Raw genomic sequence first — 15,328 nt, 5'->3', positions numbered from 1 at the left:
CGAAATACTCGCTTAATTCTGCCCGCGCCTGGCACAAAATCCGGCGGATGCTGGTGCTGGACTCGCTCGTGCCGACGTCGTCACGCTGCCTGGCATCATCATCCAGTTCACACCGTGGCCCACACTCCGCAATATCTGGCACATGCTTACCGCCACTGAAATACACCCCGACTAGCCCGTCGGCAGTAGCAACCAGCACTACCTCACCAACCGGGTTCTTTCCCGGCGCGGAAAAACTCGTGTGTTGCACGCCGCCGTGCGTCTTTCCAGCAGGCGAATATTTACTGTGTGCATCCCGCATCTGCGGCTGGGAATCGTTCATAAACCCATTCTAGGGCGATCTGCTGGCAGCATTTCCGCCTGTAGCGGCGTCGTCGGTAGGATCGGCGGTGTGTTTCGCGAGGCCTTGATGATCGGGATCGGTGCCGCCATTGGTGCGCTCGCCCGGTTCGTCACCCTCGCGATTTTCGGTGAAGAGCTGTTTCCCGTCGCCGTACTAGACATGATCGCCTGTTTCCTGATGGGCTACCTCGCACCCGGCCCGTTTGGCGGTGCTGGCATGCTGGGCGGCTTTTCGACGTACTCGGCGTTCGTGGGGCTCGCCTTTACAGAATTGGGTAGCCACCAGGTGTTTTATGTCATCGGTATCGTGCTGGCCTGCATGTTCTGTTGGCTGGGTGGCGATCAGTTGCGCAACGTGTTGGATCTGCGCGAGAAGATGGCCCACTTTGTACTCACCCATGGGCCCTGGGCGCACCCGGAGACGAACCCGCGCGTACACCCGGAGTTCCCTGCCGCTGAAGGCGCTGCGGGCGGCAAGGACGGCGGCAACAGATGAACCTCGATATCAGCCTCACCGAAGCACTCTTGTCGACGGCTTCTGTCGCCGCCGGTGCCTTTGCTGGCGGTCTGGTACGTGGCTTGTTGAGCAAGCTGCGCGGCCGCTACACCGGAACCGCGTGTTCTAATATGCTGGCGTGTTTCGCACTCGGGATTATGCTGGCGCGCGTCGATCTGGGCGCGCTCGTGCACCTGCCGTATTGGGAAATCGCTTTTGGTACAGGTTTTTGCGGTGCGCTTTCAACCCTGGCAACCCTGGCCCGCGAACTGGGGAATCTGACCTACGAACGGGCGTGGATCCGCTTGATCCTCTATACCGTGTTCACGGTGCTCGGCGGACTGGGCGCAGTCTGGCTGGGATGGTTGCTGGGCATGGCAGTCTGACAAGATAGACCTGAAAATCAGGATATTGAAGTGTCCCAGGTTTTGTTCCGTTTAAGTAGATGGGAAAATCTGGAACATGCCAAGAAAATTTGACCAGGATGCGAAGGACCGCGTGGTCCGTCTCGTGGAAGATCGCATCGTGGCGGAAAATATGTCGATGCAGGCTGCGTGCCAGGCAGTAGCCCCAAAGTTGGGGGTTTCATGGCACACGGCTCGCCAATGGACTTAAGCTTGCCCGTCGTGCGGGAAACACCCCAGAACCTGTGCCTGAAGATTTGGCCGCCGAAAACGCGAGGCCGCGCCGTGAAAACCAAGAGCTACGACATACCAACGAGTTGTTGAAGGCTGCTTCAGCTTTTTTCGCGTCGGAACTCGACCCAAAACCTCGTTATGATCCGGTTTATCAATGAATACCGGAATCGTTTCACAGCCCGAGTTCATTTGTAAGACGTTGAAGAATAATCGGGCTGGTGGGTTTATCACCTCGCGTGGTTATCGTCAGTTAAAGGCCCGTGGATTAAGTGCTCGTTGTCTTCGTGATGCTGTGCTGGTTGAACGCATTAGTGCTGTTCATCGGAATAATTACGGTGTCTACGGTGTGCGGAAAATGTGGCATGCTCTACGCCGTGAAGGAATCAATATCGGTCGTGAGCACACTGCCCGACTGATGCGCCTGGCTGGTGTTTCAGGCAAAAATAAAGGACGGTCACAGGTGACCATTCGTAGGTCAAAAACGGTGGATACGCGCCCGGACTTGTTGGGGGGGCGAGTTCACAGCTTCGGGTCCGAACAAGTTGTGGGTGGCTGACATTACCTATGTGCGCACGAACAATGGCTTTGTGTATGCCGCGTTTGTCACTGATGTGTTTTCTCGACGAATAGTTGGGTGGGCGTTATCAGATTCCATGCGCACTTCAGGTGTTGCCGCTGCACGCTCTCAACCAGGCAACCCAAGTGCGCTGAAGAAACGACAGGTTTGGTGCACCATTCAGATCACGGGTCGCAGTATGTCAGCGTGGTCTACAACGAGCGGCTAGCCCAGCACGGGATTGCCGCTTCTACCGGGACTGTTGGTGACTCCTATGACAATGCATTGGCTGAAAACGTGAACGGCCCCTCACAAGAACGAACTTATCCATACTCGCAAGTGGGATGATGTTGTCGAGGTAGAAAACGCGACATTCGAGTGGGTGTCATGGTGGAATGAGGAAAGGCTGCATCAAAGCTTGGGATACCGAACCCCGGTTGAGGTTGAAACCGAGTTTTGGGAACAAGATGAGTCTCGGGAAATAATAGAAAATAGGGTAAATGCCTAGGAACAAAACTCGGGGCACTTCACTGACGTCGAAAACACGATAAATCCTCTTAGAGGGGATAATTCAGGTAAATCTTCATCCTCTTGCACGACTGTAATATCCCTTGGGAAATCGTACTGAATTTCATCATCTGTAACTATTACAGAGAAGGTTGCAGCCAGTTGCTCCGCTACGTCCCAAGATTGCTCGGAGCAAACCCTTATATAAGTATGTTACCCATTTCTACCACCCTTAATGGCTTCCTTACAGGCTATATAAACAATAAGAATACCTACACATATCAAGGAAATTCCGGCAATCTGGCCGGCGAGAACAGTTGTCCAGGGAAGAGATTTCACCCCAGGTATATATCCAATTACGAAAGGCTCAGTTAAGAAACACAATGCAAGAATTAAGCTAAGCAAAGGGATTCTATTCGATAAATAGCCTAATAAGCCAAATATCATTCCTGCAGGCAATGAAGCGAGGAACCAAATCTGGTTATCAGAAAAAATACTAGATGAAAAAAATCCGAGAAGCGCGCCCGTCGCATAGTGGACTGCCAACATAAAAAGGAGTGTAAATACTCCGACGAACGATGAGAGTAGTGTTCTGCCCGATATGGATTTTCCTGCCAGAAATGCACAGCTTATCCATAAAGACGCCGATCCCATGATTTGCCCCACTAGATTGCGTGAGAAAAGTAGCCCGTTCGCCTGCCCTTCGAGCATAGCTGTTGATGTTGCATGGGAAATTGCATAACCCACGGCGATGGCTAGGCAGGCTGTTGGAAGAATGAATCTGTTCATGAGACCTAACGAAGGAACCTATTGGGTGGACCAGATGGATGCAAGCACTCCCTTGAGCGTGCGTTTCATGCGAGTCTCCTTGTATTTGAGCGGAACTGGGGGCAAGGCCTAGTATGCCATTCGAACAGCTTCAATCAAGTAACTAAGTGACACTTTAAATCTATCATCAAATGACTTGAGCTGCGATGGGATTCCGCTATTCATAATCATTGTAGAATGCATATAATTTTGATGGATGAATGTCTATGACCTAGTACCGGCAACCTTCCAATCCCCTCGGTCAGATCCCAGTATCTGACATGTTGATTGCCTGCTGTGTGCCACGACAGTGTGATTCACCCTTTTTAATAGGCCTATCCATATTCTTTTGAAGTGTCCCAGGTTTTGTTCCGTCTGAGTAGATGGGAAAATCTTCGAACATGCCCAAAAAATTTGACCAGGATGCGAAGGACCGTGTGGTCCGTCTCGTGGAAAATCGCATCGTGGCGGAAAACATGTCGATGCACCCCGCGTGTCAGGCAGTAGCCCCAAAGTTGGGGGTTTCATGGCATACGGCTCGTCAATGGACCCAGCAGGCTCGCCGGGATGGCGATGTTACTCGTGCCGAGGAAGACGTGATTGCTGAAAACGCCAGACTACGTCGTGAAAACCAAGAGCTGCGAGATACTAATGAGCTGCTGAAGACTGCATCAAAGCTTGGCGTACCACACCCCGGTCGAGGCTGAAACCGAGTTTTGGGAACAAGATGCGTCTCGGGAAATAATAGAAAATAAGGTAAATGCCTAGGAACAAAACCTAGTACACTTCAATATATTCATTCAGGATATATTCATTACGGTATACACAAACCAGGACCCAAACATGAGAACCGCTGGAAATACCGCACTGAACAGCCCAATTCCCGCTATCCATGGTTTACGCTCTGCAATGCCTAGGGCTCCTGCACTGAGTCCGAGAACAAAACACACCGGCCAATGGTATAAATCAGTATCTTGCAAAAGAAAGCCACCGATTACAGCTAGAAGTAGATTAACGGAGATAAGCCCGATCGCGATTTTCGCCTTGGTTTTTCTCACCTGACCCCCAAATATTCCTGATCCCGAAATGCTTTGAGCTAACTCATATTATCGTTTGTCTACCAATAGACCTAGCGCTTTACCGGGATTTGTAAATACGGGGTGATATTTAGGGCTGGCCTCAATAGACAACCCGTTATCATGCAACCTAAATTGACACTCTTTGAGTTTATGTAGAGGAAAAGACCGAAGTGTGTCTCTAGAGAGAGCAATTTTATGCGCCAACACAAAACCGCCAGCCCTGATGCTCGCAATTGAGCACCGGACTGGCGGCAGTCGCTGCCGTAGCAGCGTATTGCGTCAGATCGCTAGACCCGCGGGAAACCTAAGCACCGTGGCTTGGGGTTTCACCTTCCAACTGCTCGCGGTGCGAACGGATCGGCTCCCAAGCGGTATTGGAACGCATCGGGGTGGTGCGCTCGTCGCGGGAACGGTACAGCACGTACGGGCGGGTGGTATACCCCACCGGCGCGGAGAACGCGTGCACCAGGCGGGTAAACGGCCACACGGCAATCAGCGTGAAACCAGCAAGGACGTGCACCTTGAACTGCCACGGAGCATTAGCCATCAAATCCGGCTCGATATTGAAAATCAATAGCTGACGCAACCACGGCGAGATGGTTTCGCGGTAGTCGTATCCGCCGGTACCGGCCAGATCAAACAACTGCAGCGTAAACGTCGCGAAAGAACCGGAAATCAGCGCCGCACCCAACAAAATGTACATGACTTTGTCGGAGGCAGACGTCGACAAGAACACCGAGCGGTTCTTCAAACGACGGTAGAGCAACCCGGCGAATCCCAGCAACACCGCCAACGCGGCAATGGAACCCGGGATGGTCGCGATCAGGTGGTAGGCGTGATCGTCGATACCGACGGCGCGAGTCCAGGACTTCGGAAAGGCCAGACCCATCAGGTGGCCGATGATCACGAAGACCATGCCCCAGTGGAACAGCGGCGACGACAAGCGCAGCAGCTTGGATTCATAAATCTGCGAGGAGTGGGTGGTCCAGCCGAATTGGTCCGAGCGCCAACGCCAGAAGATACCGACGACAAACGCCACAATCGCTAACCACGGGAACGCGCCCCAGAGGAAGTTATCAAACATGGTGTGGTCCTTAATTAATTTTATTTATACAACGCCCGGCTGCGTGGTCGGGAACGGCAAATCCGCGATGCCGACCATCTCTGCGGGCGGCCCGGTACGGATCAAATCGACGTATTTCTGCGCAGTCTTTGCATCAACCTGCGGCAGCGCCTTGCACAACGCGACGATCAGCGCGACATACGGCGAGCTCACCTGGTTCAGCGCCGCCCGTAGCACCTCGATGCCCTCGCGGTGGCTGGCCACCATTTCCACGGCGCGTTCGTGCTCTTCGCCTTCGGTCATCGCCATGGCTTCTAATACCACGCACAGATGATCCGGCAACTCGTCGTCCGAAATCTGGAACCCCAAGGCCTCCAGCTGCTCACGGAACGACAAAATCGCCATGCCCCGCTGGCGAGTATCGCCAACGGCGTAATAAGACAAGAACAACGCGCAGCGACGACGCTGGTCGAAGGTTTCCACGTAGTGTTCTTCCAGCGCGCGTGGGCCCACACTGCGGGCCCATTCCGCGAAGTTTACGAAGTCCGTGGCAATCGCCAACGGCAGCTGATCTACCTGCTCTTCGACAGCGGCGAGCTTATCGATGATGTCCTCGCCCGGGTAGTTCAGCAACACAGACACCGCCATCGCGGTGATGCGTCGCTGCTCTTCGGTGACCTCCACCGGGGCAATGAACTCGGTGGGCACTTTACCGGTGTGAGCACGCAGGGTTCGCTCGACGTCCTTGGCGCCACCCATAGTGCCGATACCCGCCGGGGTGCCGTAGCCGGCGACGGCATCGTCGGCAGAAGCAGCGGCGAATTTCGGCTTCGTCGACGGAGTCGTCGGGCGTTTGCGCAGCTTGTCGAAGATACTCAAGGGTTGCTCCTACTTCTTCCCTGTTGCCTATTTTTTCGGAGGGAACATCGAATCGGGGCGGTCACCGCTCCACGACAACAACGAGACTTTGCCGCCTTGCGCAGCACTGCTGGTGCAGGCTTCCGGTGCGCCCATGCCCAGGTCGTGGAATACGTCCTCGGAGGCCTGTGCCGGATCAACCCCGCCGAATGGGTCCAGGTTAGAAATACCGCGTGGGGTTTCTGGAGAAGCGGTCGGAATGACGTAGCGGTCGTCGTACTTCGCGATGGACAGCAGACGGTACATTTCTTCGATCTGCTTGCCGGTCATGCCGACGGCCTGCGCAATTTCTTCCTTCGGCTCGTTGCCCAGGTTGATATCGCGCATGTAGGAACGCATAGCCACCAGGCGGCGCAGGGATTTCTCCACCGGCACGGTATCGCCCGCGGTGAACAAACCAGCCAGGTAATCCAGCGGGATGCGCATATTCGACAAAGCAGAGAACAAGATCTTGTGATCCTCGCCGTCGTTGCCGGAAGCAGTCACGCTGTCGACGATTGGGGACAGCGGCGGGATGTACCAGACCATAGGCAGGGTGCGGTATTCCGGGTGCAGCGGCAAAGCAACACCGTATTTGAAGATCAGATCATAGATCGGCGACTGCTGGGCAGCATCAATCCACGAGTGCGGGATGCCCTCTGCTTGTGCGGCGCGCACCACCTCTGGGTCATGCGGGTCCAGCATGATGGACTTCTGCGCTTCGAACAGATCCTGCTCGTTTTCGGTGGCAGCGGCTTCGGCGACGCGGTCGGCGTCGTAAAGAATCACGCCCAGGTAGCGCAGACGGCCCACGCAGGTCTCGGAGCAGACCGTCGGCTGGCCGACCTCCAAACGCGGGTAGCACAAGGTACATTTCTCGGCTTTACCAGTCTTGTGGTTGAAATACACCTTCTTGTAAGGGCAGCCGGAAACGCACATGCGCCAACCACGGCAACGGTCCTGGTCCACCAGAACGATGCCGTCCTCGGTGCGCTTGTACATCGCACCAGATGGGCACGAGGAAACACAGGTCGGGTTCATGCAGTGCTCGCAGATACGCGGCAGGTAGAACATGAACGAATCCTCGATTTCCTTTTTCACCTCGAGGTTCATGTTGTGCAGCACCGGGTCATCGTCCATGGTGGTCGTCGAACCACCCAGGTTATCGTCCCAGTTGGAGGACCATTCAATCTTGCTGATGTCGCGGCCGTCGATCTGCGATACCGGCTTTGCGGTTGGCTGCGTTTTCTGCCCAGCCTTCGCGCCCATCAGATCTTCGTACTGGTAAGTCCAAGGCTCGTAGTAGTCCTTGAGTTCCGGCAAGTTCGGGTTGTGGAACAGCGTCGCCAGTTTCTTGATGCGTCCACCAGCTTTTGGCTTCAGCTTGCCAGAGTTGGTGCGTTCCCAGCCGCCTTTCCACTTCTCCTGGTCCTCCCATGTGCGTGGGTAACCCAGCCCCGGGCGGGTCTCGACGTTGTTGAACCAGATGTACTCGGTGCCTTCACGGTTGGTCCATGCCTGCTTACAGGTCACCGAACAAGTGTGGCAGCCAATGCACTTGTCCAGGTTCATGATCATGGAAATTTGGGCCATGACTTTCATTAGTAGGAAACCTCCTGTGAACGGCGACGGACGCGAGTAACCTCATCGCGGTTGTTGCCAGTCGGGCCGATGTAGTTGAAGTGGTAGGTCAGCTGGCCGTAACCGCCAGCGATGTGTACCGGTTTGATGGAAATGCGGGTCAGCGAGTTGTGCGTGCCGCCGCGTCGGCCGGTGTGCTCGTTGATCGGCGTGCCGACGGTGCGTTCCTGGGCGTGGTTACAGATCATCGTGCCCTCCGGGATGCGGTGGGAAACGATGGCACGCGCAGAAACCACACCGTTGCGGTTGTAGACCTCGACCCAGTCGTTGTCCGTAACCCCGATCTTCTCGGCGTCCTTGTTGGACATCCACACAACCTGTCCACCACGCGAGATGGACAAAACGTGCAGGTTATCGAAGTACTGCGAGTGGATCGACCATTTGTTGTGCGTCGTCAAGTAACGTAGCGTGACTTCGGCTTCGCCACGGTCGTTGGTCAGTTCCGTGCCCGGCGCGAATTCGCCGTGCATGTGGACGTGATCCAGCGGTGGGCGGAAAATCGGCAGGGTTTCGCCGTAGTCGATGTACCAGTCGTGGTCGATGTAGTACTGCATGCGGCCAGTGACGGTGTGCCATGGTTTCTCGAATTCCACGTTGATGGAAAACGCTGTGTAGCGGCGCTTGTTGCGCTTGTCGGCGGTCCACTCCGGCGAGGTGATGACCTCTTTCGGGCGTTCCTTGATGTCGTCCCAGGTGATGCGCACGTCTTCGTCGGCCGCACCCAGTGGGGTGAGGTCTTTACCGGTGCGCGAGGACAGGAACTCAAAGCCCTGCTTGGCCAGCTCGCCATTCGACACACCAGACAGGTGCAAGATGGCGTCGATGACCTTGGTGTCCTTGGACAGGTCCACCAGCTCGCCCATGGAGGTCTCCGAAGTACCGCAGATCAGCTCGAGTTCTTTCACCTGCTTTTCCACGTTGAACTTAGTACCATGCACGCCCGTGCCCGCCTTGGCAGGTAATGGGCCCAGGTGCGTCCACTTCTCGTAGATCTTGGTGTAATCACGCTCGACGACGTGCAGCTTCGGCATGGTCACGCCTGGGATCAGGCCTTGCTCTTCCACGTTCGGCACCACGCCGTTCGGCATACCCAGCTCGTCCGGGCTGTCGTGGTGGCTTGGCTGCGTGACGACGTCGCGCTGCGTGCCCAGCCACTTCGTAGCCTTATCCGACAGGTCGGCGGCGAGATCACGGAAGATCTCGAAGTCCGAACGTGCCTCCCATGGTGGGTTAATGGCAGCGTTGAACGAGTGCAGGTACGGGTGCATATCCGTCGAGGACATGTCGTGCTTTTCATACCAGGTGGCCGCCGGGAACACCAGGTCCGAGACCAGGGTGGTGGAGGTGTTGCGGAAGTCGGCGGTCATCATCAGATCGAGCTTGCCGACGGGCGCCTCATCGGTCCATTTGATGCTGCGTGGGCGCTCTTCTTCCTTCAGCTCCGGCGCGGTGGCGTCGGAGTCGATGCCCAGCAGGTGGCGCAGGAAGAACTCGGTGCCTTTTGCGGAGGATCCCAGCAGGTTGGTGCGCCAGTTAATGAGGATGCGCGGCCAGTTTTCTTCTGCCGACGGGTTGTCGTAGGAAAACTCCAGGTCGCCCTTCTCCAGCTGTTGGACAACATAGTCGTTGACTTCCATGCCGGCTTCGTCGGCTTCATCCGCCAAAAACAGCGAGTTGCGGTTGAACTGCGGGTAGGCCGGCATCCAGCCACGGCGCATGGCTTCTGCCATGGTGTCGGAGACCATCTTGTCGCCGATGGCGTCGTTGTTAGCCAGTGGCGAGCCCAAGTGCGAAGCCCGCGAGTTGTCGTAGCGGTATTGCTCGGTGGCGAAGTAGTAGAAGCCAGTGGTGATCATGTGACGCGGTGGACGCTGCCAGTCGGCAGACATGGCCCACTGGGTCCAGCCGTTCATCGGACGCAGTTTTTCCTGGCCGACGTAGTGCGCCCAGCCGCCGCCATTGACGCCCTGGGTGCCACACATGGAGGTCAGCGCCAAGAAGGTGCGGTAGATGTTGTCGGCGTGGAAGTAGTGGTTCACGCCCGCACCCATGATGATCTGCGAACGACCTTGCGAATCAGCGGCGTTCTGCGCGAATTCGCGGCCGATGCGGATGGCGGTTTCTGCAGCCACACCAGTCAGGCCTTCTTGCCATGCTGGGGTGCCTACTTCGGTGGCGTCGTGGAAATCTGTTGGCCAGGATCCTGGCAGGTTGAGTTCCTCACGGTTCACGCCATAGTGCGCGAGCATGACGTCGAAGACTGTGGTAACCAGCTTGCCGTCAACCTCGCGTACTGGCACGCCGCGGTGCACGACACCAGCGCCGATTGGTTTGCCGGTTCCGACGTCTTCTGGGTTGGTGTCCAGGTCAAAACGTGGGAACAGTACCTCTGCAGTGTCGAATTGATCGGTTTCGGCGATGGACATGACCGGGTCGGCATGATCCAGGCCCAGGTTCCACTTCGACGATTCCATATCCCAGCGGTCAGCAACCGTGCCGCCTGGGTCGACAACGCGGCCGTCTTCTTCCATGACCAAGCCACGGTGGGTCGCGTTGGGCGATTCCTTCAGGGTGTCATCACTGACCTGCGAGGCGGTCAAGAACTTACCTGGGGTGTAGGTGCCGTCGTCACGCTTGTCCAGAGCCACCAAGAATGGCGAGTCAGTGTATTTCCGCATGTAGTTCAGGAAGTACGGCTCCTGACGGTCCACGTGGAAGGTCTTCAGGATGACGTGCCCCATGGCGAACGCCAGCGCGGCGTCGGTGCCCGGTTGGATGCGGGCCCATTCGTCTGCGAACTTCGTGTTATCCGCGAAATCCGGGGAGACCACGACAACCTTGGTGCCCTTGTAGCGGGCTTCCACCATGAAGTGGGCGTCCGGGGTACGGGTGACCGGGATGTTCGAGCCCCACATCATCAGGTAGGACGAGTTGTACCAGTCGCCGGATTCTGGGACGTCGGTTTGGTCGCCGAAAGTTTGCGGCGATGCCGGTGGCAAGTCGGCGTACCAGTCGTAGAAGGACAGGGCAACGCCGCCGATGGATTGCAAGAAGCGCATACCGGCGCCGTAGGACACCTGCGACATAGCCGGGATAACGGTGAAGCCGTTGATGCGGTCTGGGCCGTATTTACGGATGGTGTAGACGTGTGCCGCCGAAGCAATGTCGATGGCCTCTTCGTAAGAAATGCGGATCAAGCCGCCCTTACCGCGCTGCGAAACATAAGCGCGGCGTTTTTCTGGGTCTTCTTGGATCGCGCGCCACGCCAGCACGGAATCGCCGTGCTTTTTCTTTTCCTCACGGAACATGTCGACGAGCACGCCACGGGCGTATGGGTAACGCACGCGGGTTGGCGAGTAGGTGTACCAGGAGAACGACGCGCCACGTGGGCAACCGCGGGGCTCATATTCTGGCATGTCGTTGCCGGTGGTTGGGTAATCCACAGCCTGGGATTCCCAGGTGATCACGCCGTCTTTGACGTAGACCTTCCACGAGCAGGAACCAGTACAGTTCACGCCGTGGGTGGAACGGACCATCTTGTCGAAGGCCCAGCGGTTGCGGTAGAAAACGTCCGCTTGGCGGCCGCCTTTTAAGAACAGCTGTTGGCCGGACTCTGTGGCCTCACCTTTGCGCAGGTAGGCACCGAGCTTAAACAGCGGATTCGGTTTTGGGGAACCGGAAGTAGCAGTAGTCATGGGGAATGTGCTCCTATTTATCCTGTATACGGCGCTTTATCCTGGGTACGGTGCGTTCGGGCGGGCGTAGAAAATCCAGACCAGCACCGTGGTGATCGAGAAGTACACAACGCAGCCGATGAAGAAGACCGTTGGGGCCAGCATCGAAAGCAGGACACCGACGATGAATGGTCCGAAGGCTGCCGTGGCACCGGTCCAACCGATCACACCGCCAGCCTGCCGCTTCGGCAGAATCATCGGCATCTGCTTGAAGGTTCCGGCGTTAGCCAAGCCAGTGAAGAAGAAGACCACCAGCATCGAGCCTAAGAACCACCACATCTGATCTGGGTGGGTAGGCGTCAGGAAGAACGTGGCGACGACGGTGAAGATCGTCATTCCGAGACAGCCGATGAACGTCCAGATGGCACCGCCGAATTTATCGCACAGTGGGCCCCACATTGCGCGAACCAGGGCGCCAATGAGTGGTCCAAGGAAGGCGAAAGTAGCACCGTTCGGCAGATCTTCGAATTGACCAGCGAATTCCGAGCCAGCACCAAAGGTCTGGTTGATCAGCAGTGGCAGCTGGGCTGCAAAGCCCGCGAATCCACCGAAAGTCATCATGTAAACAACGGTCAAAATCCAGGTGTTCTTGTTGCCGAAGATGTCGATCTGCTGGCGGAAGTTCGCCTCAATCGGAACGTCTTTCAACAGAGTGAACGCCAAGATTGCACCAACGATGGCCCATGGGACCAGGAAAATCGCTGGGTTGTGCACGAAAATGTTGCCGTCGTCGGTACGCTGCGGTGCCACGAAACCAACACCCAGCAGGGTGAATCCCATCAACCATGGAGCAACCAACTGGATGAACGAAATACCGAAGTTACCGATACCCGCCTGCAGGCCTAGTGCGGTGCCGGACAGACGCTTCGGGAAGAAGTAACCGGTCGAGGGCATGAATCCGGAGAACACGCCGCCGCCGACACCAGACATAAAGGCAAGAACCAGCAGCCACCAGTACGGGGTGGAAGTGTCTTGTACAGCGAAGAACCAGCCGAGCATCGGGATGATGAACAGCAGAGAAGAAACCCAAACTAGCTTGCGGGTACCCATGATGGGAGGCATGAACATAAAGAACAAGCGGAATAAACCGCAGGCCAGGCCTGGAATGGAGGTCAGCCAATAAAGCTGAGCAGTGGTCAGGTCGAATCCGATTGCATTAAGCTGTGGAGCAATTGCGGAGACCAGGTACCAAGTGGCAAAACCAATAACGAGAACGAAGGTGGAAATCCACAGTGTTCGCCAGGCTATTTTGGAGTCCCAGTGATCGGATTTTTCCGGATCCCATCCCTGGATGACTTTGCCTGAGGTATCGAGAGTAGTCATTGTATCCTCATTAGTCGTAGGTCCTATGACCCCCAATCTAGTGGTATATGAATCGATCAAGGAAACCCGAAACGGCTAAATTTTTATTAAATTACGACACACAAATCTTGCGTAATTCGCATAGCGGACAATCTTGCAGGTAGGGCACTTAAGGTAGCCCTAAGCTGGGGAAATAACTCTCTCTTATGACTTTTATCACCACTCATTTTCAAGAAATTGGAGGCGGAATATGGGTACAAAACTAGCTGCCATCATCGTCAGCTCCGACCGAGTTTTACAGAAAGATAAAACCAATAAATCCGGTGAAATTGCACAAGATTTTATTAAAAATTACGGATTGCAATTGCACTTTTCAAAAGTTGTCACAGAAGGTTACACCCCCGTCGATAACGCCGTACAATCGGCCCTCGTCGCCGGCTGTGAAATCATCGTGATCATCGGCGGCACCGGCATTGGCGTCACCAATTTCACGCCAGAGGTAACGGAAAAATATGTCAGCGCCCGCCTACATGGCCTAGAAACACAAGTGCTGCTGCGTGGTTTAGAAGCTTCACCCAAGGCGGGTCTGTCCCGCGGGATCATCGGCATGACCGAGCACGGCGGCGGGAGCCTAATCATCAACTGCGCCTCGTCGTCAGGCGCGGTCACCGACACGCTGTCCGTAGTGTTTCCACTTTTGCCGGATATTTTTCGGGACTGCACGAACTAAAGCCGACGGTTAGGTTAAGAAACTACGGCCGTCGCATTAGACTTCCTGCAATCCGAGAATCGCGGTCCCGTTCTCTGTCAATTCAAAGGACAATGGTTTCTTAGAAACTTCCCGCACGACGCCCTGGGCGACAAGTTCGCGTGCAACTGGTCGCACAGTATTCCAGTGTTTGCCCATGTATTGCCCAATCTCCTGCAGGGACACCGGCTCATGGGGGCCGAACAGAAACGCCTGCCCAAGAATCGACAAAAACGCCTTCTGGTAATCCGAGAATTCGGCTCCCCCGATCTTGCCTTCCAAGTTAAGAAGCTGCACCCGCTTCTCGTCGAGGGATTCTTCTAGCTCTAATTGAGCGTCACCAATGAGGTCGGCGATTGCTTTAACGAAGAATGTGACTTCCCCACGGTTCAGTGACTGCTCGGCCTGCTGGAAGGCGGAATAGTATTTCGCCCGCTGCACTGAAAACTGGTGTGACAAAGACATTGCGGTCGGCGCCGACAGAACATCCAATAACCGAAACGCCAACAAAAACCGCCCTAACCTCCCGTTGCCGTCATAAAACGGGTGGGTGTATTCGAACATAAAATGCCCCACTATTGCCTGCACCAAAGAATTCTCGGTGCTAGCTTGGGTGCGCAAAAAAGTACCCATTCTATGCTCGATATCTTCTTCCGCCCCCGGCGCCCGATGAAGCGTTTTCGTTCCATCGAAGATCGTGACTTCCTGCCGACGGAAATGCTTCCCGTCTGGTGCGTCTTCGGCAGCAATTTCGTGCGCAAGTAGCTCATCGTAAAGCTTTCGCAACTGCTGCACGGTTTTCGGGAATTCCATGCGCTCGGAATCTGGCACTAGCAATGATTGGTACAGCCCAGCCATTTCCCGAAATCGTTTGTGGGCGGTAGTAGAGGGCCGTTCCAAAGCAGACGCGATTTCTTTCCGCGTAGAAAAAATCCCTTCAATGGCATTTGTCGCCCGAATTTCAGAGATTAAGATTCCCAGCAAATAGTGCTGTCGTCCAATGCCCGGAAGTGCCGCCCATTTTTCGGAAATTCGCAGTTCAGTGTGCCAGATTCTTTCCAATAGTGCGGCAAGCTCGACGGTCATCATCAGGAATAGCGGGTGCCCTACGACGGTGAAATCCCATTGTAAAGTCGCAGGTGAATCGAGTCTTTGGGCGTGTTCTTTCTCCAACTCCGAATGACCGTGCCGACTCGCATGAAAGACCGTCTTTAATGGCTTATAACCAGTTGTGTTTGCCATGAGTCGGGCCTTCTTCGGGTCGGTGTTACTACTTTAGATCAGCGTCATGTGTTAAATCGGCGTTGTCTTTTCGCTCAGCGTTGTATTTTCACTGAACGCTGTAAGAATATAGACAATAATAGCGCGCTATTTTACAAAAATCGCGGTTTTTGTAAAATAGCGCGCCGCAGGGTGGGTCTAATTTACACCTCTGGTTTAAATCCCTGATTTAGCTCCCAGGTTTAGGCCTCGGGTTTAGACAGGAATCTTTGTGCTCCCACCGGTTACTTCCGGGCC

Annotated in this window: 13 protein-coding genes and 3 pseudogenes; 8 read left to right on the top strand and 8 right to left on the bottom strand. The window is 55.3% G+C overall.

From position 1 onward, the window contains the following. Positions 1 to 322: pseudogene (locus A5774_RS00180) on the bottom strand (cysteine methyltransferase); the annotation flags it as partial. Positions 323 to 391: 69 nt separating this feature from the next. Here A5774_RS00180 and A5774_RS00175 point away from each other — a divergent pair. The 6 genes and pseudogenes from A5774_RS00175 to A5774_RS11865 all read left to right on the top strand — a co-directional run bounded on the left by A5774_RS00175 (position 392) and on the right by A5774_RS11865 (position 2,540). Then, complete coding sequence (locus A5774_RS00175) at positions 392 to 838, top strand: CrcB family protein (RefSeq protein WP_023018699.1); 447 nt, start codon at positions 392 to 394, stop codon at positions 836 to 838. Further along, a complete protein-coding gene (locus A5774_RS00170; protein ID WP_023018698.1) occupies positions 835 to 1,224 on the top strand; it encodes a CrcB family protein in 390 nt (129 codons plus the stop codon). The genes A5774_RS00175 and A5774_RS00170 overlap by 4 nt, the downstream gene beginning before the upstream one ends. Before the next feature lie 30 nt (positions 1,225 to 1,254). Continuing rightward, positions 1,255 to 1,453, top strand: a pseudogene (locus tag A5774_RS11880) (hypothetical protein). Positions 1,454 to 1,630: 177 nt separating this feature from the next. After that, a complete protein-coding gene (locus A5774_RS11875) occupies positions 1,631 to 2,032 on the top strand; it encodes an IS3 family transposase (RefSeq protein WP_023018696.1) in 402 nt (133 codons plus the stop codon). Further along, positions 2,025 to 2,261, top strand: coding sequence for a DDE-type integrase/transposase/recombinase (locus A5774_RS11870; RefSeq protein WP_369707184.1), 237 nt, complete (start codon positions 2,025 to 2,027; stop codon positions 2,259 to 2,261). The genes A5774_RS11875 and A5774_RS11870 overlap by 8 nt, the downstream gene beginning before the upstream one ends. Positions 2,262 to 2,357: 96 nt before the next feature. Next, complete coding sequence (locus tag A5774_RS11865) at positions 2,358 to 2,540, top strand: integrase core domain-containing protein (RefSeq protein WP_082936018.1); 183 nt, start codon at positions 2,358 to 2,360, stop codon at positions 2,538 to 2,540. Positions 2,541 to 2,752: 212 nt separating this feature from the next. On the opposite strand, the gene A5774_RS00150 is transcribed toward A5774_RS11865, so the two are convergent. Then, positions 2,753 to 3,328 (bottom strand): hypothetical protein, encoded by a 576-nt coding sequence (locus A5774_RS00150; RefSeq protein ID WP_023018694.1) that lies wholly within the window; start codon positions 3,326 to 3,328, stop codon positions 2,753 to 2,755. Between the two features lie 393 nt (positions 3,329 to 3,721). Here A5774_RS00150 and A5774_RS00145 point away from each other — a divergent pair. Beyond that, positions 3,722 to 4,053, top strand: a pseudogene (locus A5774_RS00145) (transposase). Between the two features lie 676 nt (positions 4,054 to 4,729). Here the strand turns inward: A5774_RS00145 and narI are convergent. The 5 genes from narI to A5774_RS00115 are packed head-to-tail and all read right to left on the bottom strand — an operon-like array spanning position 4,730 to position 13,083. Then, positions 4,730 to 5,509 carry a respiratory nitrate reductase subunit gamma gene (gene narI, locus A5774_RS00135; RefSeq protein ID WP_023018691.1) on the bottom strand — a complete coding sequence of 260 codons (780 nt, stop codon included), beginning with the start codon at positions 5,507 to 5,509 and terminating at the stop codon, positions 4,730 to 4,732. Between the two features lie 24 nt (positions 5,510 to 5,533). After that, positions 5,534 to 6,367 (bottom strand): nitrate reductase molybdenum cofactor assembly chaperone, encoded by an 834-nt coding sequence (gene narJ, locus A5774_RS00130; RefSeq protein WP_018120625.1) that lies wholly within the window; start codon positions 6,365 to 6,367, stop codon positions 5,534 to 5,536. A 27-nt stretch (positions 6,368 to 6,394) separates the two neighbouring features. After that, positions 6,395 to 7,987, bottom strand: a complete 1,593-nt coding sequence (narH, locus tag A5774_RS00125; protein WP_064832960.1) for a nitrate reductase subunit beta — start codon at positions 7,985 to 7,987, stop codon at positions 6,395 to 6,397. Next, the gene (locus A5774_RS00120) at positions 7,987 to 11,721 is read right to left on the bottom strand and encodes a nitrate reductase subunit alpha (protein WP_021353336.1); all 3,735 of its coding nucleotides are present in this window, start codon (positions 11,719 to 11,721) and stop codon (positions 7,987 to 7,989) included. The genes narH and A5774_RS00120 overlap by 1 nt, the downstream gene beginning before the upstream one ends. A 36-nt stretch (positions 11,722 to 11,757) precedes the next feature. Beyond that, entirely contained in the window at positions 11,758 to 13,083 is a 1,326-nt protein-coding gene (locus A5774_RS00115) for an MFS transporter (protein WP_023018688.1), read from the bottom strand. A gap of 229 nt (positions 13,084 to 13,312) precedes the next feature. On the opposite strand from A5774_RS00115, the gene A5774_RS00110 reads away from it, so the two are divergent. Beyond that, a complete protein-coding gene (locus A5774_RS00110) occupies positions 13,313 to 13,792 on the top strand; it encodes a molybdopterin-binding protein (RefSeq protein WP_064832959.1) in 480 nt (159 codons plus the stop codon). Positions 13,793 to 13,828: 36 nt separating this feature from the next. Here A5774_RS00110 and A5774_RS00105 read toward each other — a convergent pair whose 3' ends face one another. Next, complete coding sequence (locus tag A5774_RS00105) at positions 13,829 to 15,052, bottom strand: Fic family protein (RefSeq protein WP_064832958.1); 1,224 nt, start codon at positions 15,050 to 15,052, stop codon at positions 13,829 to 13,831. Positions 15,053 to 15,328 lie beyond the last annotated feature (276 nt).

Origin of the sequence: Corynebacterium sp. EPI-003-04-2554_SCH2473622 (genome assembly GCF_001665955.1) — a bacterium.
Taxonomy (GTDB): domain Bacteria; phylum Actinomycetota; class Actinomycetes; order Mycobacteriales; family Mycobacteriaceae; genus Corynebacterium; species Corynebacterium pseudodiphtheriticum.
The sequence above is the reverse complement of the archived record's forward strand: the minus strand, read 5'-3'. Positions and strand labels throughout refer to the sequence as shown.

Bases quoted from the DNA above. Each gene is read 5' to 3' on its own strand.
- A5774_RS00170 (WP_023018698.1), top strand. From the start codon at position 835: ATGAACCTCGATATCAGCCTCACCGAAGCACTCTTGTCGACGGCTTCT.
- A5774_RS11875 (WP_023018696.1), top strand. From the start codon at position 1,631: ATGAATACCGGAATCGTTTCACAGCCCGAGTTCATTTGTAAGACGTTG.
- A5774_RS00150 (WP_023018694.1), bottom strand. From the start codon at position 3,328: ATGAACAGATTCATTCTTCCAACAGCCTGCCTAGCCATCGCCGTGGGT.
- narI (WP_023018691.1), bottom strand. From the start codon at position 5,509: ATGTTTGATAACTTCCTCTGGGGCGCGTTCCCGTGGTTAGCGATTGTG.
- narH (WP_064832960.1), bottom strand. From the start codon at position 7,987: ATGAAAGTCATGGCCCAAATTTCCATGATCATGAACCTGGACAAGTGC.
- A5774_RS00120 (WP_021353336.1), bottom strand. From the start codon at position 11,721: ATGACTACTGCTACTTCCGGTTCCCCAAAACCGAATCCGCTGTTTAAG.
- A5774_RS00115 (WP_023018688.1), bottom strand. From the start codon at position 13,083: ATGACTACTCTCGATACCTCAGGCAAAGTCATCCAGGGATGGGATCCG.
- A5774_RS00110 (WP_064832959.1), top strand. From the start codon at position 13,313: ATGGGTACAAAACTAGCTGCCATCATCGTCAGCTCCGACCGAGTTTTA.
- A5774_RS00105 (WP_064832958.1), bottom strand. From the start codon at position 15,052: ATGGCAAACACAACTGGTTATAAGCCATTAAAGACGGTCTTTCATGCG.